Origin of the sequence: Psychrobacter sp. APC 3279 (genome assembly GCF_030407795.1) — a bacterium.
Taxonomy (GTDB): Bacteria; Pseudomonadota; Gammaproteobacteria; order Pseudomonadales; family Moraxellaceae; genus Psychrobacter.
The window spans coordinates 71924-97300 of record NZ_JASDCR010000014.1 but is presented as its reverse complement, the minus strand read 5'-3'; the positions used below and the strand labels follow the sequence as shown (position 1 = coordinate 97300).

The 25377-nt window shown below is 43.6% G+C and carries 19 protein-coding genes; 10 read left to right on the top strand and 9 right to left on the bottom strand.

From position 1 onward, the window contains the following. The coding region (locus tag QL898_RS09200; RefSeq protein WP_290176581.1) for a Na+/H+ antiporter NhaC family protein at nucleotides 1-425 on the top strand (425 nt) is incomplete at its 5' end. 68 nt (nucleotides 426-493) lie between these two features. On the opposite strand, the gene QL898_RS09195 is transcribed toward QL898_RS09200, so the two are convergent. Together QL898_RS09195 and QL898_RS09190 are read right to left on the bottom strand one after the other, a co-directional pair. Beyond that, nucleotides 494-1240, bottom strand: a complete 747-nt coding sequence (locus tag QL898_RS09195) for a siderophore-interacting protein (RefSeq protein WP_201547233.1) — start codon at nucleotides 1238-1240, stop codon at nucleotides 494-496. Between the two features lie 66 nt (nucleotides 1241-1306). Further along, a complete protein-coding gene (locus QL898_RS09190; protein WP_290176580.1) occupies nucleotides 1307-3490 on the bottom strand; it encodes a TonB-dependent siderophore receptor in 2184 nt (727 codons plus the stop codon). A 432-nt stretch (nucleotides 3491-3922) separates the two neighbouring features. Between QL898_RS09190 and QL898_RS09185 the strand changes: the two genes are divergently transcribed. Further along, nucleotides 3923-5425 carry a PepSY domain-containing protein gene (locus QL898_RS09185; protein WP_290176579.1) on the top strand — a complete coding sequence of 501 codons (1503 nt, stop codon included), beginning with the start codon at nucleotides 3923-3925 and terminating at the stop codon, nucleotides 5423-5425. 169 nt (nucleotides 5426-5594) lie between these two features. Here the strand turns inward: QL898_RS09185 and QL898_RS09180 are convergent, their stop codons facing one another. Continuing rightward, a complete protein-coding gene (locus QL898_RS09180) occupies nucleotides 5595-7382 on the bottom strand; it encodes a multidrug ABC transporter permease/ATP-binding protein (RefSeq protein WP_290176578.1) in 1788 nt (595 codons plus the stop codon). Nucleotides 7383-7478: 96 nt separating this feature from the next. Next, nucleotides 7479-9782: a TonB-dependent receptor gene (locus QL898_RS09175; RefSeq protein ID WP_290176577.1), complete on the bottom strand. Its 2304-nt coding sequence runs from the start codon at nucleotides 9780-9782 to the stop codon at nucleotides 7479-7481. 395 nt (nucleotides 9783-10177) lie between these two features. On the opposite strand from QL898_RS09175, the gene QL898_RS09170 reads away from it, so the two are divergent. Genes QL898_RS09170 through QL898_RS09155 form a run of 4 tightly spaced genes read left to right on the top strand, consistent with a single transcriptional unit; the run spans nucleotide 10178 to nucleotide 14172 of the window. Then, nucleotides 10178-11494 (top strand): NAD(P)-binding domain-containing protein, encoded by a 1317-nt coding sequence (locus QL898_RS09170; RefSeq protein ID WP_290176576.1) that lies wholly within the window; start codon nucleotides 10178-10180, stop codon nucleotides 11492-11494. Beyond that, entirely contained in the window at nucleotides 11491-12378 is an 888-nt protein-coding gene (locus QL898_RS09165; protein ID WP_290176575.1) for a bile acid:sodium symporter family protein, read from the top strand. Before QL898_RS09170 ends, QL898_RS09165 begins: the two co-directional genes overlap by 4 nt. After that, nucleotides 12371-13333, top strand: coding sequence for an SDR family oxidoreductase (locus tag QL898_RS09160; protein WP_290176573.1), 963 nt, complete (start codon nucleotides 12371-12373; stop codon nucleotides 13331-13333). The genes QL898_RS09165 and QL898_RS09160 overlap by 8 nt, the downstream gene beginning before the upstream one ends. A gap of 17 nt (nucleotides 13334-13350) precedes the next feature. Then, nucleotides 13351-14172, top strand: coding sequence for an SDR family oxidoreductase (locus QL898_RS09155; RefSeq protein WP_290176572.1), 822 nt, complete (start codon nucleotides 13351-13353; stop codon nucleotides 14170-14172). Between the two features lie 280 nt (nucleotides 14173-14452). Here QL898_RS09155 and QL898_RS09150 read toward each other — a convergent pair whose 3' ends face one another. Further along, nucleotides 14453-15469, bottom strand: a complete 1017-nt coding sequence (locus tag QL898_RS09150; RefSeq protein ID WP_290176571.1) for a bile acid:sodium symporter family protein — start codon at nucleotides 15467-15469, stop codon at nucleotides 14453-14455. 176 nt (nucleotides 15470-15645) lie between these two features. Here QL898_RS09150 and QL898_RS09145 point away from each other — a divergent pair, with 176 nt between their 5' ends. Together QL898_RS09145 and QL898_RS09140 are read left to right on the top strand one after the other, a co-directional pair. Further along, nucleotides 15646-17253 carry a phosphatase PAP2 family protein gene (locus QL898_RS09145; protein ID WP_290176570.1) on the top strand — a complete coding sequence of 536 codons (1608 nt, stop codon included), beginning with the start codon at nucleotides 15646-15648 and terminating at the stop codon, nucleotides 17251-17253. Between the two features lie 95 nt (nucleotides 17254-17348). Then, nucleotides 17349-17996 (top strand): glutathione S-transferase, encoded by a 648-nt coding sequence (locus QL898_RS09140; RefSeq protein WP_290176569.1) that lies wholly within the window; start codon nucleotides 17349-17351, stop codon nucleotides 17994-17996. 47 nt (nucleotides 17997-18043) lie between these two features. Here QL898_RS09140 and QL898_RS09135 read toward each other — a convergent pair whose 3' ends face one another. The 4 genes from QL898_RS09135 to QL898_RS09120 form a co-directional block, all read right to left on the bottom strand. Further along, the gene (locus QL898_RS09135) at nucleotides 18044-18307 is read right to left on the bottom strand and encodes a hypothetical protein (protein ID WP_290176568.1); all 264 of its coding nucleotides are present in this window, start codon (nucleotides 18305-18307) and stop codon (nucleotides 18044-18046) included. Nucleotides 18308-18933: 626 nt separating this feature from the next. Next, on the bottom strand, nucleotides 18934-19779 hold the full coding sequence (locus QL898_RS09130; RefSeq protein WP_101204500.1) for an IclR family transcriptional regulator: 846 nt from the start codon (nucleotides 19777-19779) through the stop codon (nucleotides 18934-18936). A 220-nt stretch (nucleotides 19780-19999) separates the two neighbouring features. Next, on the bottom strand, nucleotides 20000-21250 hold the full coding sequence (locus QL898_RS09125) for an MFS transporter (protein WP_227679212.1): 1251 nt from the start codon (nucleotides 21248-21250) through the stop codon (nucleotides 20000-20002). Nucleotides 21251-21393: 143 nt separating this feature from the next. Continuing rightward, complete coding sequence (locus tag QL898_RS09120) at nucleotides 21394-22548, bottom strand: acyl-CoA dehydrogenase family protein (RefSeq protein WP_101204502.1); 1155 nt, start codon at nucleotides 22546-22548, stop codon at nucleotides 21394-21396. A 329-nt stretch (nucleotides 22549-22877) separates the two neighbouring features. Here QL898_RS09120 and QL898_RS09115 point away from each other — a divergent pair, with 329 nt between their 5' ends. After that, nucleotides 22878-23654 (top strand): enoyl-CoA hydratase, encoded by a 777-nt coding sequence (locus tag QL898_RS09115; protein WP_290176566.1) that lies wholly within the window; start codon nucleotides 22878-22880, stop codon nucleotides 23652-23654. A gap of 131 nt (nucleotides 23655-23785) precedes the next feature. Further along, entirely contained in the window at nucleotides 23786-25351 is a 1566-nt protein-coding gene (locus QL898_RS09110) for a 3-hydroxyacyl-CoA dehydrogenase (RefSeq protein ID WP_290176565.1), read from the top strand. Nucleotides 25352-25377 lie beyond the last annotated feature (26 nt).

Sequence of the window (25377 nt, the reverse complement as noted above, 5' to 3'; positions counted from 1 at the left end):
TAGGTGGTCTGTTAACGGCATTAGGGATTTTGCCAGCACTGCTATCTGGTATTAAGGACACATTGACGACATCAGGGCGAGCGATATTTGCGGCAGCGATGTCGGCACTAAGCATTAACGTGCTGATTGGTGAGCAGTATTTGAGTATTCTATTATCAGGTACGGCATTCCGGTCGACGTTTGAGCGTTTACACCTACATCCAAAGAATTTGTCGCGGACGATTGAGGATGCGGGAACGGTGATTAATCCATTAGTGCCTTGGAGTGTGTGCGGGGTGTTTATCAGTCAGGCGTTAGGGGTGCCAGTATTAGATTACTTGCCTTATGCATTCTTCTGTTATTTGTCACTGCTATTGACGCTGCTATTCGGGTTCACGGGGCTGACGATTAGTAGAGTAAAAGAAGAAAAGGTGGTCGAAGCGTGATAGATAATGATTGATAAAAAAAGGTGGGGCTAATATTAGCCCCACCTTTTTTGTTTCGAAATACGTAACTACTGATCTTCCGTTTGCGCATCCTGACTTTTGACGATTTTATGCTGATCCTCTGTGCTATCCACTTTCCAGTAGCTAGAAATATATAAATGCGTCTTTGGTATCGCGCACTCAACTTTGAAGTACTGACGCAGTGCACGCATACTATGAAATTCACACGCTGTCCAAACAGCAGGTTGACCATCAAGCCAGTTCAAAGATTTAACACAGTCCAGTAAAGGGCTATCGTCTGCATTTGAATGCGCATTAATCACCCAATGTATCTCGACATTCTCTGGTTTTTTGAGCGTCTGACGATCTGCTTCAGTCGTCACTTCAAGTACTGCGTAACCACGAGCCTCAGTAGGTAACTGGGCTAAGTTAACCGTAATCGCTGGTAGAGCGGTCATATCACCGACTAATAAAAACCAATCTGCTTCATTGTTGATGAGCTTCTTTGGCCCTGGACCACCTATCAGAATTTGATCGCCGACTTGCGCATTTCGTGCCCATGCCGATGCAGGTCCTTCCGTCTCATGTAAAGCAAAATCAACATCTATTGCGTCATCACGTTGCACGCTTACCGTATAAGTGCGCATCAGTGGGCGGCTACCTGCATCTTGAGGGAATATCAGTTTGATATAAGCACTTTCTTGATCGATAGGAAAATCAACCATGCCAGTACCGCCAAGCGTGATGCGGCACATATTTGGCGTAATGTATCTAGTGCCAATAACTTCTAGTACTCTTGGAGTAGGTTTTGCCATATTGTGCTTTCCTTCTAACAACGAGTTGGCTTGCTAATAGAACCAACCCGCTGCGGATAAATTTGATTAAAAGTTGGCTTTTAGACTGACTGTCATTTGACGTTCAGGGCCCATCCAGCAGTTATTGATGTCGTAACAAGCACCAACATAGGTCTTATCGAACAGATTGTTGATACTAGCACCCACAGCCAGCATAGGGTTGATCTGATAGCTGCCGCCGACATCTACCAGCGTCACACTGGGTAAGTCATCAGAGTTTTGCTTGTCAATCTGCATACCGTCTTCGTAGCGAATGCCAGCATTTAGAGTGAGTTTGTCTGTGGCATAGTAGTCTGCCCATAGCGTGGCTTTGTGTTTGGCAGTTTGGGCAGGGGTGTTACCGACTACATCAGGGTTAATCTCTTCTTTTGTAATTTCAGCATCGGTGTAGCTATAGCTTGCGGCCACGTCTACCCAGTCATTTAACATATGACTGCCTGATATCTCAAAGCCTTTAGATGCAATTTCACCAGTTTGGGTTTGATTTCTATAGTTAACGTAATCTGACACCACGACATTTTTTTGTGTGATGTCAAATACAGCAAGTGTTCCTTGAGTGGCACGATCTTTTGACAAGTACTTCACCCCGGCCTCTAGCTGATCGGCAGTGGTTGGCTCAAACGGCTCATCAGTAATAAAGTTACTACCGACTACTGGCTGGAATGACTGCGAGTAGCTAGCAAACGGCGATAAGCCATTATCAAAATCATAGATAGCAGCAAGACGTCCGCTGGTTTCTGATGCATCGTTACCAAATGTTTCGGTACTATAAACAATACCTTGAGATGCTTCGGTTTTTTCAGTAGTGCTCTCAAAATCATCATGACGTAGACCTGCTACGACTGTTAAGTCTTTCCACTTCATTTCGTCTTGCACATAAAAACCAAGCTGACTTTGCTCAATATCTTGTGTCTGGCGATAAGCGTCTAATGGTAACGTGGTGGTATCGATCTGCGAAAAGTCTGGATTAGACAGATCTATGTTTGGCGTACCAGCCGCCCCAGCATTGTAGTAAGTGGCGTCGCTATCCGTCTCTTGATACTCAATACCGAACAGCAAATTATGTGAAGTGTCGACGATATCAAATTGATAAGCCAGTTGGTTGTCCGTGGTCCAGTTGTTCATGCTTTCATCGGTTGTGTAAGCTATACGATCTAGAGTCGTGTCACTACCCGGCACAAATCCTTCTAAAGAGTGATACGTATTACGCTGCTCTGCTTCGGCGTCGGTATAGCGCGTGATATGTTTAAAAGTCAACTTATCATTGATATCCCAGTTTACGGTGACGCTTGGCATAAATACTTCTTTACTAAACTTATTCCATTCATCGCCTGCATAAGCGTCACTATCGAGTTTGCCATAGCTTGCATTATAGACAGTACCGACAGCAGGTAATGGGGTAGATGGTACCATCTCTGGATCGTCTTGATAAAACAGATTAGCAAGTACAGACACATCATCAGTTGCTTGCCACTTAAGCGATGGGTTTACCAATAAACGCTCTTCTTCCGTGGTTTCCATCTGGCCATCTTTTTGACGTTTTAGCGCAACAAATCGATAATCCAAAGTGTCTGTGATAGGCCCCGTGCTATCGACGGCCACTTCTTTTAGGTTTTGATTACCGAGACGTAGCTGTACTTCGTTTTCTTGAGTGCTCTTAGGCGCTTTTGCTATTTGGTTCACCATGCCACCTGGGGCAGCATAGCCATACAGTGAAGATGCTGAGCCTTTCACCACTTCTACTGCTTCAGTCGCATAGATATCTACTTGAGGCATCAGGTTCCACGCACCATCATAAGGCAGTCTTAGACCGTCATAAAAGTTTGAATAGGTCTTAAATCCGCGAATGTTGTATTCGTCAAAGATAGAGACTGTACCGCGGCTCTCAGCGCTTACACCTGGTTCATAACGTAATGCAGCATTGACACTATCTGCCTGACGCTTTTGCAACAGGTCTTGATCGATTCTGGTATAACTCATTGGTGCGTCGTTTGGGTCCAATGCAGTTTTGGTGCCAGTACTACGATAGCCATCTGAGTAGACGGTAATAGCATCTAAGGTAGCTGATGGTGTAGCAGCCTCATCGTTTTCAGTGTTGTTTGTCGTCTCTACAGCGTAAGCGGCGTGACTCATACCCATGATCAGGCCAATTTGTACTGCTGTGGTGAGATATTTTTTGCGAATGACGTTATTGGTTAGATGAGACCGCATCAGCTTTCCTCTTAGACTAAAATGATTAAATATTATTTGTGAAAGTTAAAGCAAAATTATAACGACGCTAATAATAACACTAATGATAATTATTATCATTAAAAAATTACAACGAGCCAGTTTTGAGAAGTATTTGCACGATTTAAGACAGGTAGAGACGCAGTATTACAAATAGAGTCACGCAGATTTACTGTTTTGAACGAGATGTTTTAAATAATGGTTTTTGTCAGATTTTTCTCGTATTATGCAGCAGCATTCTGAATACAATTATTTACATTAGAGTTTTTACATCGCTGTATTGCAGTCATCATACGGCGTCATGCTAGTTCTTTGCGAGACTTTTTAAGATTGGTCTTGCAAGCAGATGTATCATTATTATCGATAGGTTTACATTGTTTATTGAGCAACCAAAGATTGTTTAAGGTCACATTTATGGACACACCCTCCAACCAATCCACCAACAACCAGCGCTATTTCACAGTGTGGCGTTGGCATTTTTATGCAGGCATTTTTGTTGCTCCTTTTTTAGTTGTCTTAGCGATAACGGCGCTCGGTATGCTGTTTATGTCCAACACAGTAGGACGTGATAACGACCGCTTAACGGTTGTCGTGCCAGAGTCTACGGTTCAAGCACCTGTCTCTACTCAAGCAAAAAACGCGCTGAGCACCTTGTCTGATAGCACACTGGTTAAATATATTGCCCCTCGTGATACCGATACGGTGGCTTTATTTCAGATAAAATCAGACGACCAAAGCAATATGGTGGCAGTCAACCCTTATACGGCTGACATCGTCCAAAGTGTGCCTACCAGTAGCGGTCTTTATAGTACGTTTAACGATATTCACAGTGATTTGCTGATTGGTAAAGTTGGTGATTATTTGTTAGAAACGGCGGCATCATTGACTATTTTGATGATTTTGTCTGGTTGGTATCTGTGGTGGCAAAAACGTAAATCAGTCAAAGCCATGTTTATTCCTAATGACACTGCGCCTAATAAGAAAAAACGCTCATTTATCCGTACTATTCATGCCACGCTCGGTAGCTGGATATCTGTGTTACTGCTGTTTTTTTGTATATCAGGAATGGCGTGGGCAGGTGTATGGGGTGAGAGAGTCGTGCAAGCATGGAGTCAGTTTCCTGCAGGGAAATGGGGCGTGGCACCAGTGCCTGTCTCTATCGACCACAGTCAGCATCAGGCTGGTATGGATATGGACAACGCCGATGCTGCGCCCCATGTTCATGGATCGACGCCTGCTGTCGTGCCTACGCATGGCAGTGTCTTGAACTCGGGTACAGCCAAAGAAGTACCTTGGGTGCTTGAGCTGACACCGATGCCCGTATCTGGCACGACCATGGGGAAGGATGGTATTGCGCCTAATATACCCATTATGATTGATACCGTAGATCGATTTGCTCGTGAAATTGGGTTTAACGGGCGTTATCAATTGAACCTACCACAAGGTAGTACAGGTGTCTGGACTATTAGCCAAGACTCAATGAGCTATGATATGAAAAGTCCGACAGCAGATCGTACGGTACATATCGACCGCTATTCGGGCAATATCTTGGCGGATATACACTATGATGATTACAATGCTTTTGGTAAGTTTATGGCGGCAGGTCTCGCACTGCATATGGGCACGCTCGGCTGGTGGAGCTTACTGGCCAATGTGCTGTTTTGTCTATCGGTGATTGCCATGTGTGTGAGTGGCTATGTCATGTGGTGGCAGCGTCGCCCGCGTCATGCTAGTGAGTATCGCGGCCTCAACCCGCCAGCGCGTGGGCAGCGTTTTACCGTTTGGTGGCCGCTCGCTATTCCATTATTAGTTGTGGCTATCATATTCCCGACTGCTATTATTGCAATTATAGCTATCGCGCTATTAGACTTCTTGGTGATTTCTCGAGTTGGGTTTTTGCAGAAATGGTTAAAATAAGCGCATAGCAGAATACAGCTGTTCCTTATATAGTAAAAGAGCGCCTTATAGTAAGGCGCTCCTTTTTTTGCTTAAAAAATGCTTAGATTAACTGCCATTTAGCTTAAAGTTGATCAAACGTTTTATGGGATTGAAATAGCTCGGTCCATGCTAGTAGTTAAAGCATTGCTTACTTAAGCATAGCAATGGCATCTTTGCTAGCACGCTGTCGCTCTTCGGCATTTAACTCAATGAGACGGCCTTCTTTCATCAGTAATAATCGATCAGCATGCTCAAAATAACCGTCATCATGACTAATAATAAACAATGTCTTACCCATGGCTTTTAGCTCAGGGATGAGCGTTTGGTAAAACACGCGGCGAAAGGCAGGGTCTTGGTCGGCTGCCCACTCATCGAGCAGTAATATGTCTTTTTGTTCGGCGACGGCGATTAGCATGGCCAAGCGTTTTCTCTGACCTTGCGACAGCTTATCTGTAGAGAGTTTATGGTCAGACACACTTACTTTTTCTTGTAGATTGAGCTTATGCAGCCAGTCAGACACTAGGTCAGCATCAGGCTCATTGCCCTCATATCCAATCAGTTGCTTAAATAGATGTTGGTCGCTAAAAATCGCGGAAAATAGCTGTCTAAAATCGGCATTGTTCTCTGAATTAACACTTTGTCCATCGACTTGTACCGTTCCTGTAGTAGGAGTAAAGATACCAGTAATGATTTTGGCAAGGGTAGATTTGCCGCTACCATTCGCACCGATTAAGAAAACCACGTCACCTCGTTGCAAGGTTAAATTGACGGACTTTAAGATATTATTGTCAGGGTTCTGATTGTTATCACTGTTATCGCTATTTTGAGCATTATCATTAACCGCTGTGTCTGGTGCATGACTACTATTACTACTGCCTACATAGCGATAATTGATATTATTTAGAGTTATGGACTGCCAGTCCTGTGCAACAGTATCTGTCGCAAAGCTCGGCTGATGCTCGGCCAATTCTAAAGACTGTATCTTTTCTAGCGCAACTTGAGCGGTCTGCAATGTTGGGTAAGCACCAACCGCATGTAGGAGCGGCGACTGCATAAACAAAATCGTCAAAGAAAAAGTAGTGGCAACTCCCATCGGTATATCAAGATAATTAGCTACTGCAAACACGATACCAATCGATGCGAACATCATAATATTGGACCAGTTCACCGCTGATAAATGAAAAGTATCAGACTTGGTTACGGTCTTCTCGTACGATTTGGCATGAGCCAAAAAATCATCTGTATACAGTTTTTCTGCTCGGTGTTGGTTAAGTGCCAGCTCTTTACGACCTTCTATTATCGATTGATAATCCTGATATAACGCGTCATTAATCTCTCTCAACTCGGTCAAATGCGTATAGACATGCTTGACCAATATAGTACTTATCCAAATCGTCATCACAATCCAAAACATCACAATGAACAACAATGGCAACGACAACCAGCCCAGATATAGCCCAACACCAACAGATAAAATAACACCTTGTACCAGCTCTGGCATACGGACAAAAGCAACAGTAATCGATTGAATATCTGAAGATAAGCTGGCAAGTAAGCGTGCGCTACCCAGATGGTCTATCTGAGGCACGGTAGTATCGATGATTTGTTTGACCAATTTGGTTCTAAGCTCATAGACGAATCGATGTCCCAATCGCGTCAATGCATATTGCGACAAAAATGTCGTTACTAGCAGTAACAACACCAGCAGTGAAAACTGCGCCAAACTTAACCAAGATAAGGTATCGAATACTGGCTGACTGATAAAGGTATGATTGATATAGGCAATAATACCCACGCTGACAGCGGCATTGACCAAATTTAGCAAAATGACTTTGAGAAAAGGCAGACGATAATTCGCCCAAATCATATGGTATAAAGAAGCAGTCATGCGAGAGGACGCTGTGGTATGAGAAGACGCTGTGGTACGAGAAGACATAGTAACTCAGTAATAGAATAAATTTTTGATAGCAGAAAAGGGAGTAGGTCGCGCCTAATCCCTTTTATAAAACCTAAGAAAGCCTACTAATAAAGCTTAAAAATCGAACGTTGCCGATACTTTTAAGGCCGTTGGTTCACCTGCATTTAGATAGCCTGCATCTGAATAACCGCCTACTGACTGCCAGTAGTCTTCACCTGTGACATTGGTTACCATGCCTTTTAGAGTAACGTCTTGTCCTGCCAATATAGTGCGATAGCGTGCACCAAGGTCTAAGGTAGTATAACCATCAACCTTTAAGGTATTGGCATTATCCGAATAACGAGAGCCTGTGTGGATGATATCACCCGTTAAAGTTAATCCTTCCACTGCTGCTAAATCATACTCTAGGTTGACATTGCTCTGTAAGGTAGGCACACCAATCACTCGATTGCCATCTAATGCACTATCACCAGTGTCTTTTTGCTTAGCACTTAAGTAAGTAACACCAGCATTGAGGCGCATGTTTTCACTTGGGCTACCAAAGACAGTCAGCTCCACACCTTGATGGCGATTTTCTCCAGCAGCAGTAAACGTATTTGAGTTGTTGATATAAGCACGCGGTTCATCAGTTCGGAAGACAGCGAGACTACTGCCAATCATACCATTGTCGTATTTGACGCCCACTTCCGTTTGCTCACTCACGTACGGATCTAGATTTTGACCACCATTAGTGACAGCCTCATTATCGTTAGTTAGAGGCGCTCTTTTTCCTGGTGCTAGACTTTCGATATAATTACCATATACAGACCAGTCCATCGTTGGCTGATAAATGATACCGACGCTTGGTGTCCATGCGCTTTCATCATAGCTAGCTGTTTTGGCTTGGGTATTATAGTCATAGCTGGTTGTTTTGATATTTTGATGACGTACGCCTACCGTAGTTTTTAGCTTATCGTTGAACAGTGATATGGTGTCTGCTAGCGCAAAGCTTTGGAGTTGCTTTTCATTGGTTAATTTGGGGTCGTCTAAATTTCCACCGAAGATTGCTGTGCTTGTAAAAGGGACTTCAGCGTAGTCGGTTGGGTTGTACAAATTGGTTGCGAGTTGGTTACCAAAATCAAAAGCGTAAGCGCCTTTTTCTTCTTGATCATAGAGGTTTGCGGCCAACACTAAGCTATGAGCCACTTCACCGGTTTGTAATTTACCACGTAGACCAAGCTCGGCGCTTTGTACTTTATCTTCTCGAGTATTGTCAAAGCGATAAACTGTACCCGCACCATCAACGTTGTTGACAGTTAACGTGGCTAGTGAGTTTTCTTCCTCGCCACTTCGCACACCGTATGCACCATAAGCGGTAATATTGTCATTAAAGTCATATTCTCCTCGGATCGTACCAAAGACATCTTTTTCGTTTGAATACGTCCAAGGTTGTACCCAATTTTTTGAGCCGTCTGGTGCTTTTGGTACACTAGACACCCCACCAAGATTGACACTAGGACGAGTCTCTTTGAGTTTGTTGTCTTGCCAGCCCAAATCAGCTGATAGTCGGTACTGATCCGCTCTATAATCCAAACCGAGGGCCGCCAGACCCAATGTCGAAGACTCATCATCGATAGCACTGTCACCATCTTGATAAGCAGCATTAAAACGAACCCCAATAGCATCATCGCTACCAAAGCGATCACTGACATCTACCGCGACCTTACCTTGGTCACCTTGACCATAACCAAGCGTCACTTCACGTAGTGGCTCATTACCAGCACGTTTCGGTAGCAAATTGATTGTACCACCTGCGTTACCGCCACTGGGTGCTGCACCATTTAGCATGGTAGAAGCACCGCGCTGAACCTCGACGCGCTCGAACAACTCAGTTGCAATGTACTGTCTAGGTAAGATGCCGTATAGACCATTGTACATGGTGTCATCTGATGTGGTGATAAAGCCACGCATGAAGTAGGCCTCTTGAAAGTTACCAAAACCTCTTGCCACACGTACAGTAGGATCTTTTTTGAGTAGGTCACCCACACTTTGCGCTTGCTGATTGGCGATATATTCATTGGTATATGAGGTGGTAGAGAACGGCGTGTCCATGATGTCTTGGTTGCCCAAGAGTCCAACGCGGCTGCCTGTTGCTACCTGTCCACCTTCATACGCGCTAGGTAATCCATCTGCTGACGCATCAGCGCTACTAGTGACGACGATAGTATCAAGTACCACGTTAGGAGTGGTTTGAGCATCTACATCATCTACTAGCGCCCATGCCGAGTGACTTGTAGTTAGTATGATGACTGAACATAGTGATTTTAGAGGTAGCGATTTCGTTGATACTAGGCGTGAAGGTATGGATGCTAATCGTAGAGAAGAACCAGATACATTCGAAAGATTAAATAACGCAGCAGATAAGCGAGATAGTTGCATGAATATTTCCAGCATGTAAGTTAAATGCTTATTATAATGATAATCATTTCTATTACAATGAATTACTGAGTCAATTTTAAATATACTAGGTTTGGTAAACTACGGCTGTTGCTCGATAAGGTGCTAATAGCGTCGTCTATAAATAGGGCAGTGCTTTTACATCTGGTGAAGAGTAGGCTTTATAGATCGAGTAAAAAAGAAGTATAAAGCAGATGATTGGTTTACCTATTATAAGTAGTCTATATGGACAATTTATTCATTTGAGCCAGTTCATGTATCAATGTATGCTATTGTTTTATCATGGGCAGGGAGTACGCTGGTATCGTCCACCAGAGGTGCAGTTAAACGGAATTGACTGATTTATATAATTGAAACGGATTTTTAAGGTGGCGCTTATGTACGCAGTAATTGGAGCAGGTCCGATGGGGCTCGCTGCAGCCCGAAATTTGCAAAAACTCAATATTCCTTTTGTCGGCTTTGAGCTACACACAGATGTAGGGGGCCTCTGGGATATCGACAATCCGCACAGTACCATGTATGAAAGTGCCCATTTGATTTCGTCCAAACGTATGACGGAGTTCAAAGAGTTTCCTATGAGTGACTCAGTCGCGGCGTATCCTCATCATACCCAGCTCCGTCAGTACTTCCGCGATTTTTCAGATACGTTCAATCTAAAATCACACTATGAATTCTCCACGCGCGTGATCAGCATGGTGCCTGAAGAGGGTGGTTGGCGCTTAGTTAGCGAGTGCAATGGTCAAAAGCAGTCGCGTCTGTTTGATGGTGTGCTCATGGCAAATGGCACTTTACATACTCCCAATATGCCAAGCTTGCCGGGTACGTTTGCAGGCACGTTGATGCATTCCTCTGAATATCGTAGCCCATCAGTATTTAATGACAAACGTGTGTTGGTCGTTGGTTGTGGTAACTCAGGCGCTGATATCGCTGTTGATGCGGTACATCATGCCAAATCGGTCGATATCAGTCTACGCCGCGGCTATTACTTTCTGCCCAAATTTATCAAGGGTCAGCCGATTGACACACTAGGCGGAAAAATAAAGTTACCGCGTCCAGTTAAGCAGCGCATGGATGCAGCGATGATACGTATGGTCATTGGAAAACCTTCTGATTATGGATTGCCAAACCCAAACTATCGGATGTATGAATCACATCCTGTGGTCAATTCATTGGTATTACATCATTTGGGTCATGGCGATATTAAGGCGCGCCGTGATATTCGCCGCATCGATGGTCATACGGTGACCTTTAGTGATGGAGAAAGTCATGATTATGATTTGATTCTTATGGCGACTGGATACTTGCTTGATTATCCATTTATTGAGCGCGCTCAGCTTAATTGGCCTACCAATCATGATGCTCCGCAGCTTTATATGAATGTCTTTCATCCTGAGCATGATAATTTATTTATGATGGGTATGGTGGAGGCAGCAGGGTTGGGCTGGGAAGGTCGAAATCAACAAGCTAGGCTTGTTGCACTATATATTCAGCAGCGTCAGCAACATACAGCAGCCGTTAAACAGTTTAATAAAGTGAAACGTCAGCGAGCAGGCAAAACACTCGATGGCGGCTATGATTATATTAAGCTTGCACGTATGGCATATTACGTGAATAAAGATGAATACTTAGAGACGCTGTCCAAGCATATCGCTGAGCTCGAAACAGAACAGCCTGTATTGGCATCAGAGGTATGATAGCGGCAGTGGCGTTTGAGCCACGGAGCTTGATTCTGCTCAATCTCATCTTGGCGCTGATGATGTTTGGCGTGTCATTGAGTTTACGTCTCGAAGATTTTAAGCGTATCGTTTTGTCTCCCATTGCGCCGATAGCAGGTCTGTTTGCTCAATTCTTTCTATTGCCCTTAGCTACGTGTCTGTTTACGTGGGCGTTGAATATCGATCCCGAGTTGGCACTAGGAATGATTTTGGTAGCGTCTTGCCCAAGTGGTAGTTTTTCTAACATTATGACTTGGCTGGCACGCGGTAATGTCGCGGTGTCAGTCAGTATGACAGCGGTATCAAGTCTTGCTGCGGCTATATTAACACCAGTCAATTTTGCCTTTTATGGTTGGCTTAACCCACACACACGTGAGTATCTGACAAAGATAACGATTGAGCCTAGTAGTATTCTGATACTGGTTCTATTAGTGTTAGCGTTACCTTTAGTGCTAGGGATGGTAACAGGGCGACGCTTACCAGATCTGGTCGTGCGTATCCAAAAGCCATTACGTATTTTCTCGCTACTCGTGCTGATGGCTTTTGTGGCAATCGCTTTTTCTAGCAATTTTGCGCTATTTTTAGAGCGTTTTCATAGCTTCTTTTGGTTGGTCGTTGGCCATAACTTATTGGCGCTTTCGTTAGGTTATGGCATGGGGCTGGTGCTCAAGTTGCCAGTCGCGGATCGGCGCGCGGTGACTTTAGAAGTAGGAATACAAAACTCAGGGCTAGGACTGGTTATTTTATTTACTTTTTTTCCAGAGGCAGGCGGCATGATGCTGATCACGGCGTTCTGGGGCGTATGGCATTTGGTGTCAGGACTGACACTTTCACAAATTTGGGCACGGATACCCTATGAATAAAAGCGCAATGAATAAACGCATAGTGAACGAGCGTATATTAATCACTGGTGCCGCAGGTTACATCGGCCATCAGTTGGGCAATCGCCTGGCTGCTCATTATCATGTCGTCGGCACAGATATTCGCAAGCGCGATGATCTAGACTTTCCAATTCACGTATTAGATGTGCGCGATGAGGGTTTGGCAACGCTACTAAAAGAAGAGGGCATTACCCATGTCGTGCATCTTGCCTCTATCTTGCAAGCGTCAAAAGATCGTGCTCGTGACTATGATATCGATGTCAATGGCACGCGTAACGTACTTGATTGCTGCATCAAAGCAGGTGTCGCACATATAACGCTCACCAGCTCGGGTGCTGCCTACGGCTATTACGCTGACAATCCTGAATGGATTGATGAGCAAGATGCCCTACGTGGTAACCCTGAGTTTGCTTACTCGGATCACAAAAGGCAGGTCGAGGAAATGCTTGCAGATTTTCGCGAGCAGCATCCGCAACTACAGCAGCTGATCTTTCGACCTGGCACCGTACTAGGCGCTGATACGCGTAATCAAATTACCAGTCTGTTTATGGCGCCGCGTGTGCTTGCGCTCAAAGGCAGTGAGTCGCCCTTTGTGTTTATTTGGGATCAAGACGTGATCGGCGCTATGGAAATAGGTATTCGCGAGGATAAAACTGGCATCTACAACATGGCAGGTGATGGCGCACTGACGATGAAGGATATCGCAAACCGACTGAATAAACCGTTATTGACTCTGCCAGTGGGTTTGGTTAAAGCTGTCTTACAAGTGGCAAAATGGGGTGGCAAACCAACGGGACCAGAACAGGTTAATTTTTTGCGTTATCGCCCAGTACTGAGTAACAGGCGACTCAAAGAAGAGTTTGGTTACTCTTTGGCAAAAACGTCTGCCGAAACCTTCGAGTACTTCATCGAATGCAATGGATTGCGTAAACCTTGATAGGGAGAAAGTCATCGATGCCATCAATGCCATCAATGCCACCAATGTCATCAATAACTGTTACTTTAATCACTGGTGCTGCATCAGGACTTGGTTGGGCAATGACACGGCACTGGTATGCTGCTGGACATCACTTAGTACTCGCTGATATAGATGAGCAAGCGCTGATCGCCCGTGCTCGTGAGTTAGAGGACTCTGCTAGAGTCATGACAGTCGTCACTAATATTACTCAAATTGATGATATTGCTGCCCTTATTGAGCAAGTTAGCGAGCGCTTTGGCCGTCTTGATCTATTGGTGAATAATGCTGGGATTACCCATCGATCACCAGCATATCAGACTGATCCTGCGGTGTTCCGCAAAGTCATGGCAGTAGATTGGCAAGGGGCAGTAGAGCTGACCATGTCTGCGTTACCGATGCTAAGAGAGTCCAAAGGGCAAATTGTCTGTATCGGCTCAATGGCTGGCTGGATGCCAGTTCCTGGACGGGCAGCGTATTGTGCTGCAAAAGGGGCGCTGACACAGTTCTTTGAAGTATTGCGCTTGGAGCTAGAGTCTGAAGGGATACATATTCTTATGGTCTATCCCAGCTTTCTTGATACACCTATCGAGAACCACGCGCTTGGCCGTGATGGTAGTATCGCAAAGCATCCACGCTCAATGATCGGTAATATGCGTAGTGCTGAGTGGATGGCCGAACAGATCGATCAAGGTTTGCAGCGGCGCAAACGTTGGATATTGCCGGACCCTATCTCACGCTTTGGCAGTTTACTGTGGCGTATTGCGCCAGCTTTATACTTGCGTCAGGTGCGTAAACGTTTTGGAAGTGAGTTGCGGTAGACTACGTTAAGTGAGGAACCTAGAAGAGATGCTAGTAGTTCATGCAAATTATCGATAGTGCTATGCTAAAAATACTATGTTGGAGAGCTATATATTTGAAGGTGCTTTATTAGAAAACACTATGTTAAAAGTCTCTACGTTGAAAAACTCTGTATTAGAAGGTGCTTTATTAGAAAATACTATGCTAGAAACAATAATCTAGCATAGTATTTTAACTCATAGCGTTTTAGCTTTACTAACTAGTTCAATATTACCTAGTTCAGTATTACCTTTATTAGTACTAATGATTTCTAATTGGTTTACCAAGCTCCATGGTCTCTTCAGTCTCGATGACGGTAGGATTTTTCGCTTTTTGACGCTTATCCCACCAAGCGAAGATATTGGCCAATATAGAGCCAGAAACAGAGTGCCAAATACAAGCGACGGCGGCAGCGATGGCGGATTCTGCATTACCAGGGAAAAACTTCGTGCTTAAGCCCGTGGCCAACCCTGCGTTTTGTACACCAACCTCAATAGATATGGTGCGTTTTTTAGGTTTGCTCATACCAAATAAGGCACCTGAGTAGTAGCCCAATACATAGCCGACGATATTGTGTACCGCAATGGCCAAGATAACGACTAGCCCTGACTGCAAGAACTGATCACCAAATACAGCGGCAACGCCACCGACGATAGCGGCAAAAGCTAATACAGCCACGCCTGGCATCACCGCACGTACATCATTAAACCAGTGTTTGTTTTGAAATAGTATGTTTAACATAGAGCCGATAGCGACTGGCAACAATGTCACTAATAGCATAAAGCGGAACATACCCCAGCCATCCATTTCTACAGATTGACCAACCAAATAATTTAGCCAAAGTGGCGTCACTAACGGTGCAATGATGGTTGATACGGTGGTCATACCTACCGAAAATGCCACATCACCTTTGGCAAGGTAGCTCATAATGTTTGAAGACACACCACCAGGACAAGTCCCAACCAATACTAGACCCAGTGTCAACCCAGGCGATAAGTCGAACAATCTAGACACGCTAATCGCTAAAATCGGCATAATGGTATATTGGATAATTGAACCGATAAAAATATCAAGCGGGCGCTGGGCCAACACTTTATAGTCTTCTTTACCTAGTGTCATACCCATTGCGAGCATAATGACACCCAGAACGATGACTTGGGTATCACCTGTCACCCAAGAAAAAGTCGCAGGCTCTATAAATGTCACTGCGGCCGCTAAAATAATAACCAATGCCGTAAATCGACTCAACTGCTGACTTATCATCCTCAAAAACTGCATTTCTCAAATCCTTCTAAGTCCGGAAAATAGTCAAGTATAAGTTCAAAACCACTGTATTTCCAATGGGTTTGGGCGGTTTTTAGCCAACAATAAGTTGCTATTATAATAACTTTAGATGTATTTATATTTTTGAAGTTTTTTCTAGATGTTTATTCAATAGTTAAACGAGGTACTAGGTGCTACTAAATCTATCAACACGTTTCAGACACCTAGGTCTTGCGTTAGCGATATTTTATCTACTCTACAACTTGACGACTGTTTATAGTGTCTCCCTGTATAAACTTTATCCATCGAAAGTTCATAACCTAGCCACGCCGTTCGATAGCACCATTCCTTTCATTCCCGCTATGATTGTTCCTTACAGCTGGTCGTTGATTTTATTTGTGGCTAGTTTTTTCTTAGTGCGGACGTCTACGCAATTATTTTTATTGACCTACCGCTTAGTTTTGACGACCATTTTTGCCTGTTTGATTTTCTATCTCTATCCCGCTCGTTTCTCATTCAATCGATCGATACCTGATGATTGGACGCAGTTTGGCTATCAGTTTTTGCAGTTGGTGGACAAGCCATTCAATCAGCTCCCATCATTGCATGTCAGTTATGCCATGTTGCTTGGCGTATCATTATGGGATGTTGTAGCGTCTAAAAAGAGATGGATTTTAGCGGCTTATCGATTGTTGCTGACTGGCATATGTACATTGATTGCCCTGTCGACAGTGTTGACGTATCAACATCATTTGCTAGATATGTTCGGCGGGGTAGTGTTGGCAGTTTCGGTGCTTATGATCTCAAATCGAATCCGTAATGCACTGGTGATTAAGCATCTGACACTGGGGGTAATAGGATTATTATTGATAGCGATAGCAGGATTTTACCTTGCTAATATGAGTATGATAGCGTCTGAAGTTGTAGAAGATTTGGCCATTATTATTGCTTCATATTGGTTGCTCAGTTTTACGATATTGGCTTGTGCCTATCACCAGGTCAAGCCAATACGGGATACACGCTGGTTTCAAAAATCCAGTAGCGGCCGCCTCACCATATATACTTGGATGAAGTTTGCGCCAATCATTATTATTTACAATGGCATGTCATTTTTGGGACAGTGGTATTTCAAAGTTTTCTCGAAAGGCCAAAAATATCTATCCACGCCATATGCTATTAATGACAAGGTCAATGTTGTTGCTTCACCTCGATTGATGCAGACGGATCTAAGTAGTCATTTAACGTATTGGTTGTTTGGCTCCAGCTCATTAGAATGGTTAAGTCCGTTAGAAAGTAATCGGCCTCCAGTTCGCTATCAGATTATCGTTGTTGATTTGGCCGCTGAGATATCTAGCCACGCTCATAATCTTAAAATAGCTGCTAATAGCAGCGTGAGTACGACAGTTCATTACTTGTATTTACCTTTGTTGGATTTGCAGCCATTAAATGATGTATTGCTCCAAGACTACATTGATCTATTTCAACAAATTGAAGCGTTAATACAATCGGCAGAGACACAAGCGATAACTGTTAATAATGAGAGCTGGGTAAAGGGTAGTCAGGTAGAAGACAGTCAGATAAAGGATAGCCTCATCACACTTATCAATTTCCATTGCGTAATGGGGCTGTCGCGTAGCATCGGTGTACAGGTTTTATATTTATTATATTGTGGTACGCTAACTGTCTATAAATATCAATCGTGGATTGAGCAGCATTATCCGCACGCGCACCTGAAAGATGCTTATTTGCCAAAGTCGTTAGTAGAAACTATGGCCAATTATAAGTCTGTCACCTGTTAAACAGCGCCTTAACAACTATTAATGTCAGTAGGTTTGCGTCTGCTAATTTTTCTTTTTACCTATTGTTTAAGTCCTATTCAATTATGGAGGAATCTATGAACACCTCGTTGCCTCGCTTGTACTCTTTTCGTCGCTGTCCTTATGCTATGCGCGCTCGTCTCGGTCTAATATTCGCTGAGTTGCCAGTAGAGTTACGAGAAATCACGTTAAAGAATAAGCCAGAGCAGATGCTAGCGATTAGTCCAAAAGGCACGGTTCCTGTGTTACAGCTTTCAGATCAATCCGTAATTGAAGAGAGTGCGGAGATCATGATGTGGGCGCTTGAGCAAAACGATCCTCAGGGACTGCTCAATGAAAAGGTTTTATCTAAGGCTAATGCACTGATAGCACAAAACGACAATGAGTTTAAGCAGTGGCTCGATCGCTACAAATATGCCGATCGTCACCCTGAGATGACTCAAATAGAATATCGACAAAAAGGTGAAATTTTTCTGCAGGATTTAGAAGTATTATTGACTAAGAATACCTATCTACTAGGCAATAGCGTGACGGTTGCTGATATTGGTATCATGCCGTTTGTTCGCCAGTTTGCCCATGTAGATCGTGATGTCTTTTATAAATTGCATTATCCCAAGCTACAGCTGTGGCTACAACATTGGTTGGAACATCCGTTATTTGTACAAGCCATGACTAAGTTTCAGCCATGGCAGGAAGGCGATGAGGTAGTGGTGTTCCCTGCTTAATATAGCGGGTTCTATATAAGCTGTATAGGGTATCGGTCTTGCTTGGTCTATCTTGATTTCACAACGACCACTTTTTGTGCTGGATGTTTATCTTTAACGACGATTACTTTTTTGGCTTTAGGTTTCGCTTTCGCTACGACAACTTGCTTGGCCTTAGGTTTTGCTTTAACCACGACCGCTTGTTTTGTCTGATGCGTATTTTTGACTACGACAACTTGTTGGGCCGCATTCGCTGGACCGATCATAGCAAAGCAAGTAGATACGGCCAATAGTGAGCTAATAGCGATTTTTTTCATGTTGAAGTTTTTCATAGTAAGGTCCTTTAGGCTGATTATAAGTAAGCGTGTTTATTTAATGGTTAAAGGTATCTGAGTTGAACGTCGCTTTATTGAATAAGTAGATAATAGCGAGTTATAGCGTTACGTACTTTTATGAAAGTTAAAGAAAGGTGACTTTCTCTAGCAGATACTGAACCATTAATACAATCTTAGGAGCTTTTTGCTAAGGGTCGGCAGGCTAGCAACACTCTAGAGACGATACTTACTCAACTTCATCTGAAGTCGTAGTTATGTAGCTATAAAATGAGAGGTATGGTAGTTTTTGCGTGGACTTGAAAGGGTTTAAGCGACTAGGAGTGATGAGACATAAAAAGGGGCGACTTATTTTGAATAGCTGACAATCAGCGTATAAGCAACCTTTTTAAAGCAGTTTGTATAAGTGTGCTCTCAGCAGTGGTATGCATCTTACGAAGATGATCTCCTGTAATAAATAAGGAGTGAGCATCTTAATGCTTACTCCTTATCAAACAAGATTTGTGCTGCAATATGCATTTGACTGGTTTAGTTCGGAGGCTCTGATAATGTAGCATTAAATTTACTGAGCATTATCGAAAGATTTAATGCAACTTTAACTCTACCTTTTTAGTCGTTCAAAAAAACTAGCTAATATACAAATTACTCTCGATCATATTTTTCATATGTAGTAGACGAGGGGCAATATCTTCTTCTAGTTTGGTACGACTAAGGATAAAACTTGGTGCGCCGCAGTTAAACGTAAGCAGACCTTCCGTCGGGTGCATCAGCGCAATGGCTACCGCATTGACATCTTTTTGCCATTCACTAATTGAAAAACAATAACCATAGTCTTCATAGTCTTGAAAGGCTTTGTCTAGCCCTCGTCTGATCTTTAACCAATCATCTTTATACTTACTACGAATTGCATTAAGGATAAACTCTTGCTCAGCAGGTGGCATACTTGCCAAGCAAGCTCTCCCCATCGAACTTAAATGAATAGGTAGATAAGAGCCGACATTGCGCTGCATAGTCGTCGTCCCTTGGCCTTGCACAACGTTTAGATACACCATCATTAGTCGATCACGAGTAGCCATGGCAACGGCACTATTGGCATAGTCTGCTAGCTCTTCCATATAAGGAGTCGCAAGGTTATTGATAGAGATATTAGTCATCATCGTATAACCAAAGCTTAGTACCCCTGTCGAAAGCTGGTACTTACTACTATTGGTCGATTGTTTTAAATATCCCAATTTGACCAAAGTATAGGTCAGGCGAGTAATGGTGCCTTTAGGAAGTCCTGTCAGCTGACTTAGATCTTGGTTGCCTAGATAAGGCCGCTGCGGGGTAAAACAACGCAGCAACTCTAACCCTCGAGCCAACGCGGTGACAAACTGTCTGTCGTTTTTATCTCTCATCTCTGCAATGGGTTCTAACAGTTCAATATGCATCTCATTGTTAGCGTCTTCATCGGTAAGGGTATCATTAGTCATATGTCGTCTATTATCCCCAATCAAATTCATACAAGCGTTATAAAATCACAAAACTTTATTATTCATAGCATTCTGTGAGCTAATATCAGCTCACAGTTACCCACTGTCTCTTTAATTGTATTATATCAATTTACTTTCATATTCTCAGCATAGCATAACGAGAAACTATTGTTTCGCTATGCGGTATGAACGGTAGCGTTATACGTTATAAGAGGTATGGTTAGGCTTGTTGTGGATCGTACTGCTTTTCTTTAATGAACAAAGTAGGGATAAGACCACATAAGAAGTATGCACCTGCCATAAGTAATAAACCTGCGCCGATAGAGTTATGCATGGCCATATAACCAATGGCAACAGGAGCAATCACAGAGCCAAGCCGTCCAATATTAAATGCACCACCGATAGCAGTACCTCGGATAGCAGTAGGGAAACTTTCGGTTAGATATGTGGCATTAATGGCATAGGGGATACCATATAAGAAACCAAAGGTGATCATTAACCAACCGATATTTTCTGGAGTATGCATATACACTAGAATGGGGATAAATAATGCGGTGCCCATCGTACCAAAGGCAAATACTATCTTACGTCCGATTTTATCAGCCATGAATCCAGCCACGACTTTGGCAAACATCATAGTCAGGTACGTTCCCGCCATATACAGTGCCATTTCTTTGAACTTGATACCCAATTCAGTTTCTAGATAAGAAGGTAGCCAGTTACTGACACCAAAATAGCCAAATAACAAAAGTCCTGAACTCATTGACCATAGGATAAACATGATACGGTGTTTCGGATTTTCCATTATCGCTTTGTATGGGTTCTCTGCTTTTTTGAGTGTGTCTAGTGCGCCGCTCAGTTTTAATGCTCGAGCGTCTTTCCAAGACTGGGGTTCAGGGACTAAAAAGTACATTGATACTGCCAAAAGTATCGGCAAAAACGTCAGTAGATATAGTGTGCGCCAACCATAGCTAGGGATAATCCAAGCGGATACACTGGTGATAACCAATGAGCCTAAAGTAAATCCAGTCATTAATGCAGCAAGGACGGTGGTTCGATGTTTGGTAGGTACCATCTCTGACATAAGCGTATTGGTAGCGATATAAAGACTACCAAGCCCCAAGCAGGCAATAACCCGTAGCGTGACAAACTGCTCATAGCTCTGCACCAATCCACTAAAACCAGACAATATAGAGAACATGCCAGTAGCCAGGACGATGACACGTACTCGGCCAAAGCGGTCGCAAGCCCAACCACCAAAGAACCCACCGATTGCCATTCCAAATAAGGACCAACTGCCTAGAGCGCCAGCTTGTACATTGGTCAGTGCAAACTCTAGTTTTAGGCTGGATAAGGTAAAGGCAAGAATACCGATATCAGCCCCATCACATAATAAAACTAAGAAACAAAAAACAAAGGCCAGTTTCCAAGGTTGTTTTTGGGTGGAGCTTATACTTGGATCTGCAGTTATAGCGACACTTTTCACAATTTATATCCTTAACGTTGTGAGAATGAAAAACTAATTTGATGCGTAATGTTAAAAATAGAGGAGAACGGTATCAGCATCCTAGCAAATACCGCCGTGCATTTTGGTGGATGAAAAAGTGGTAGGGATTACTCGCTGGCCTCTTTAATCATATTGCGGGCAATGATGACTTGCTGAATTTGTGTGGTACCTTCATACAAACGATATAGACGTACATCACGATAAAAACGTTCAATACCATAGTCTGCGATATAACCGGCACCGCCATGGATTTGTACCGCTCTATCAGCAACACGGCCACACATCTCAGTGGCAAACATTTTGGCGCATGAGGATTCGGTAACGACGTCTTTGCCTTCGTCACGCAGACGTGCAGCGTCTAATACCATGGATTTGGCGGCATAGATTTCTGCTTTTGAGTCAGCGAGCATACCTTGGATAAGCTGAAAACTGGCAATCGGTTGACCAAATTGCTTACGCTCGACAGCATAGTTGAGTGCATCATTCAGCATGCGAGTGGCGGCTCCAGTACTGGCTGCTGCAATATGCAAGCGCCCTTTATCAAGCACTTTCATGGCCGTTTTAAAGCCAACACCTTCAACACCGCCGATGAGCGCATCCGCCGGTACGACGCAATTATCAAAGATCACATCACAGGTATGCGCGCCTTTTTGACCCATTTTTTTGTCAATTTTGCCCAAAGTAATACCAGGCGTGTCACTCTCCACAATAAATGCTGAAATACCGCCAGAGCGTTTGTTTTGTGGATCAGTACGTGCCATGACAGTGAATACACCAGCCTGCGGGGCATTGGTGATATAACGTTTGGTGCCATTAATGATATAAGTATCACCATCCTTAATAGCGGTCGTTTTCAATGAGGCGGCATCTGATCCTGACTCCGGTTCGGTCAAACAGAATGAACCGATGATTTCCCCACTGGCCAACCGAGGTAGATACTTCTGTTTTTGTGCTTCAGTGCCATCAATCACTAGGCCAGATGAGCCAATACCATTATTTGTCCCTATTAATGAGCGAAACGCAGGGGAGGTACGTCCTAACTCAAATGCCAGCGTGACTTCTTCTTCCATAGTGACACCAAGTCCGCCGTACTCTTCGGGTATGGTCAGTCCAAAAAGCCCTAATTCTCGCATTTGCTCAATGATCTCTTCTGGAAGGCGGTCATTTTCTGCAACCCAATGTTCCATAGGGATAAGTTGATCGTTAACGAAGTTACGAATGGTTTGGGTGATGTGGTCGAGGGTCTCTTTATCTCTAATCATATGAATCTTCCTTGTTTGATTGATGCCTGATATCAGTATCGGCTCTGTGACTGTATTAAATAATGTGACTTCCTTGGATAAACAGCATAATCGATGAATTATTAAATTACAATAGTTTTGGTTTAAAAAACCGCATTGCGGTATTTATATAATTGAATATAGCTTTTTAATTTACATTTATTCTAATTTATCAAATTTTTATGCTTCACAAACCAAAATAAACAGTATATATTGATATTAAATACCGCATAGCGATATTTAATATTCAAAATAAATGCTTTATTACGGTGTTTATACTTTATGCAAGAATGATGTTTAAGGAGTCGATCATGGAAGAGCCGCTCATTATTTGTGAGAAAAAAGGAGAGGGCGTGAGTCTCGTTAGACTTAATCGCCCCAAAGTGCGCAATGCACTAAACAGCGAGCTACGTCAACAAATGGCAGATTTGTTCATTCAACTAAATGATGACCCACAAACCAAAGCGATCGTCCTTACTGGTGGTGACAAGGTGTTTGCCGCTGGTGCGGATATCAACGATTTTTTGACTACTAGTACAGCGGATATGTACCTGCGTCATAGTGAGCGCTATTGGAATGCCATTACTAACTGCCGAAAACCCATTATTGCTGCCGTCAATGGTTATGCGCTAGGCGGTGGCTGTGAGCTAGCGATGCATGCTGACATCATCATCGCAGGCAAGTCTGCCAAATTTGGTCAACCCGAAATCAAGATAGGACTCATGCCAGGTGCTGGCGGAACGCAGCGTTTGTTTCGCGCGATTGGCAAACATAAGGCCATGAAAATGGTACTAACGGGCGATATGATCAGCGCTGATGAGGCGGACACAATGGGGCTGGTATCTGAAGTCGTTGAAGATGAGGCTACTATCACACGCGCCATTGAGATTGCTGAGCAGCTATCACATTACTCTCCCATTGCCTTAGCGCAAATCAAAGAAGTCGCAAATCTAGGCGTTGATATGCCTTTAGAAGGTGCATTGGCTCTAGAGCGCAAGGCTTTCCAGATTTTGTTCAATACTCACGACCAAAAAGAAGGTGCTAAAGCCTTCCTAGAAAAGCGTCCTGCAGAGTACAAAGGGCATTAATTCCTAGCCGCGTTAATTCATTAGCATGTGAATTCATAAGCACGTTAATTCAAAGCCACATTGTGATTGCTTTTGAAGCAAGTTATCACCTTTGAACCGAAATTTCATAGCAAATCATGTAGAGAGTTATTATGACTGTGAACACAATTGCCATTATAGGCACTGGTATTATGGGCATGGGTATTGCTCAAATTGCTGCTCAAGCTGGTATCCAAGTACTGTTATATGACGCCAAATCAGGCGCTGCTGAACAAGGACGACAATCCTTGCAAAGTACCCTTGAAAAACTCACTGCTAAAGGCAAGTTTACCGATGAGCAGCTACAGGATATTTTAAGTAATTTGACGGTGCTACAAGAGCTTAGCCAAATTGCGACTGCTGAGATAGTAGTTGAAGCCATTATCGAAAATCTAGACATCAAAAAACAGCTTTTTGCCCAGTTAGAAGGTGTGGTCACCGCCGATACTATTTTGGCAACCAATACCTCCTCCTTATCAGTGACCGCAATTGCTGCTGACTGTAATTATCCAGAGCGCGTGGCAGGATTTCACTTCTTCAATCCAGTCCCTTTGATGAAAATTGTAGAGGTCATTCCAGGTCTGTCTACTCAGCAATCAGTGGTTGACGTTCTCTCCGATTTGGCCAAACGTATGGGTCATCTAGGTGTGGTAGCAAAAGACACACCGGGGTTTATCGTCAATCATGGCGGTAGAGCATACGGCACAGAAGCGTTAAAAATATTGGGTGAAGGGGTAACAACGTTTGAGAATATTGACCGAATTTTGCGTGAAGGCGCAGGATTTCGCATGGGGCCGTTTGAGCTGTTAGATCTCACTGGTATCGATGTGTCGCACCCCGTGATGGAGTCGATTTACAATCAGTTCTATCACGAAGCGCGCTATCGTCCGCATCCATTGACCCGTCAAATGCTAGTAGGTAAAAAGCTTGGTCGTAAGGTTGGTGCAGGGTTTTATCACTATGAAAACGGTCAGAAGTTGTCAGCAGCTACTGCTCAAGATCAGTCGTTCAAAGCACTCATATCTGATGCCGTTATTACCTCAGTTTGGGTTGGCGCTGATCTGGCAGAAGACAAAAATCAGCTGGTCGATTACCTAAAGTCTCAGGGTATCACTATCGACGACAACGACAAGCCAAACCCTGATAGTTTGGTGCTGCTCGCACCCTATGGCGAAGATACGACTAATGCTGCGATTCGTTATCAGGTCGATCCCAAGCAAGCCGTTGCCATTGATATGCTCACTGGACTAGCAAAGTATCGTACTTTAATGCCAAGTCTCGTCACGCAGGAAACATTTATCGCACAAGCTTATACGTTATTTGGTAAAGGCTTGGATGACAGGGAAGCAACCACACAGCCTATAGTCGGTGCCACGCTGATTGCCGAAAGCATTGGCTTTGTGGCACAACGTGTGGTCGCTATGGTGATCAATCTTGGTTGTGACATTGCTATGCAAGGGATTGCTTCACCTGAGGACATCGATAATGCTGTCAAGCTTGGGCTAGGTTATCCATATGGTCCTATCTCTTGGGGCGATCATCTTGGAGCCTCGCGTGTATTGCTTATTTTAGAGCGTATCTACGGGCTGACAGGTGACCCACGTTACCGTCCAAGCCCTTGGCTGCAGCGCCGTGCAAAGCTTGACATCTCATTGTTTACTCAGCAAATCACTTACTAATTTGAACGACAAAATATGGTTGTCAA

What these genes read in the sequence shown, in the direction of transcription:
- QL898_RS09135 (WP_290176568.1), bottom strand. Translation starts at nt 18,307, where the DNA reads ATGAAAAACTTCAACATGAAAAAAATCGCTATTAGCTCACTATTGGCC.
- QL898_RS09165 (WP_290176575.1), top strand. Translation starts at nt 11,491, where the DNA reads ATGATAGCGGCAGTGGCGTTTGAGCCACGGAGCTTGATTCTGCTCAAT.
- QL898_RS09115 (WP_290176566.1), top strand. Translation starts at nt 22,878, where the DNA reads ATGGAAGAGCCGCTCATTATTTGTGAGAAAAAAGGAGAGGGCGTGAGT.
- QL898_RS09185 (WP_290176579.1), top strand. Translation starts at nt 3,923, where the DNA reads ATGGACACACCCTCCAACCAATCCACCAACAACCAGCGCTATTTCACA.
- QL898_RS09130 (WP_101204500.1), bottom strand. Translation starts at nt 19,779, where the DNA reads ATGACTAATGATACCCTTACCGATGAAGACGCTAACAATGAGATGCAT.
- QL898_RS09195 (WP_201547233.1), bottom strand. Translation starts at nt 1,240, where the DNA reads ATGGCAAAACCTACTCCAAGAGTACTAGAAGTTATTGGCACTAGATAC.
- QL898_RS09120 (WP_101204502.1), bottom strand. Translation starts at nt 22,548, where the DNA reads ATGATTAGAGATAAAGAGACCCTCGACCACATCACCCAAACCATTCGT.
- QL898_RS09155 (WP_290176572.1), top strand. Translation starts at nt 13,351, where the DNA reads ATGCCATCAATGCCATCAATGCCACCAATGTCATCAATAACTGTTACT.
- QL898_RS09180 (WP_290176578.1), bottom strand. Translation starts at nt 7,382, where the DNA reads ATGTCTTCTCGTACCACAGCGTCTTCTCATACCACAGCGTCCTCTCGC.
- QL898_RS09150 (WP_290176571.1), bottom strand. Translation starts at nt 15,469, where the DNA reads ATGCAGTTTTTGAGGATGATAAGTCAGCAGTTGAGTCGATTTACGGCA.
- QL898_RS09110 (WP_290176565.1), top strand. Translation starts at nt 23,786, where the DNA reads ATGACTGTGAACACAATTGCCATTATAGGCACTGGTATTATGGGCATG.
- QL898_RS09160 (WP_290176573.1), top strand. Translation starts at nt 12,371, where the DNA reads ATGAATAAAAGCGCAATGAATAAACGCATAGTGAACGAGCGTATATTA.
- QL898_RS09140 (WP_290176569.1), top strand. Translation starts at nt 17,349, where the DNA reads ATGAACACCTCGTTGCCTCGCTTGTACTCTTTTCGTCGCTGTCCTTAT.
- QL898_RS09175 (WP_290176577.1), bottom strand. Translation starts at nt 9,782, where the DNA reads ATGCAACTATCTCGCTTATCTGCTGCGTTATTTAATCTTTCGAATGTA.
- QL898_RS09170 (WP_290176576.1), top strand. Translation starts at nt 10,178, where the DNA reads ATGTACGCAGTAATTGGAGCAGGTCCGATGGGGCTCGCTGCAGCCCGA.
- QL898_RS09190 (WP_290176580.1), bottom strand. Translation starts at nt 3,490, where the DNA reads ATGCGGTCTCATCTAACCAATAACGTCATTCGCAAAAAATATCTCACC.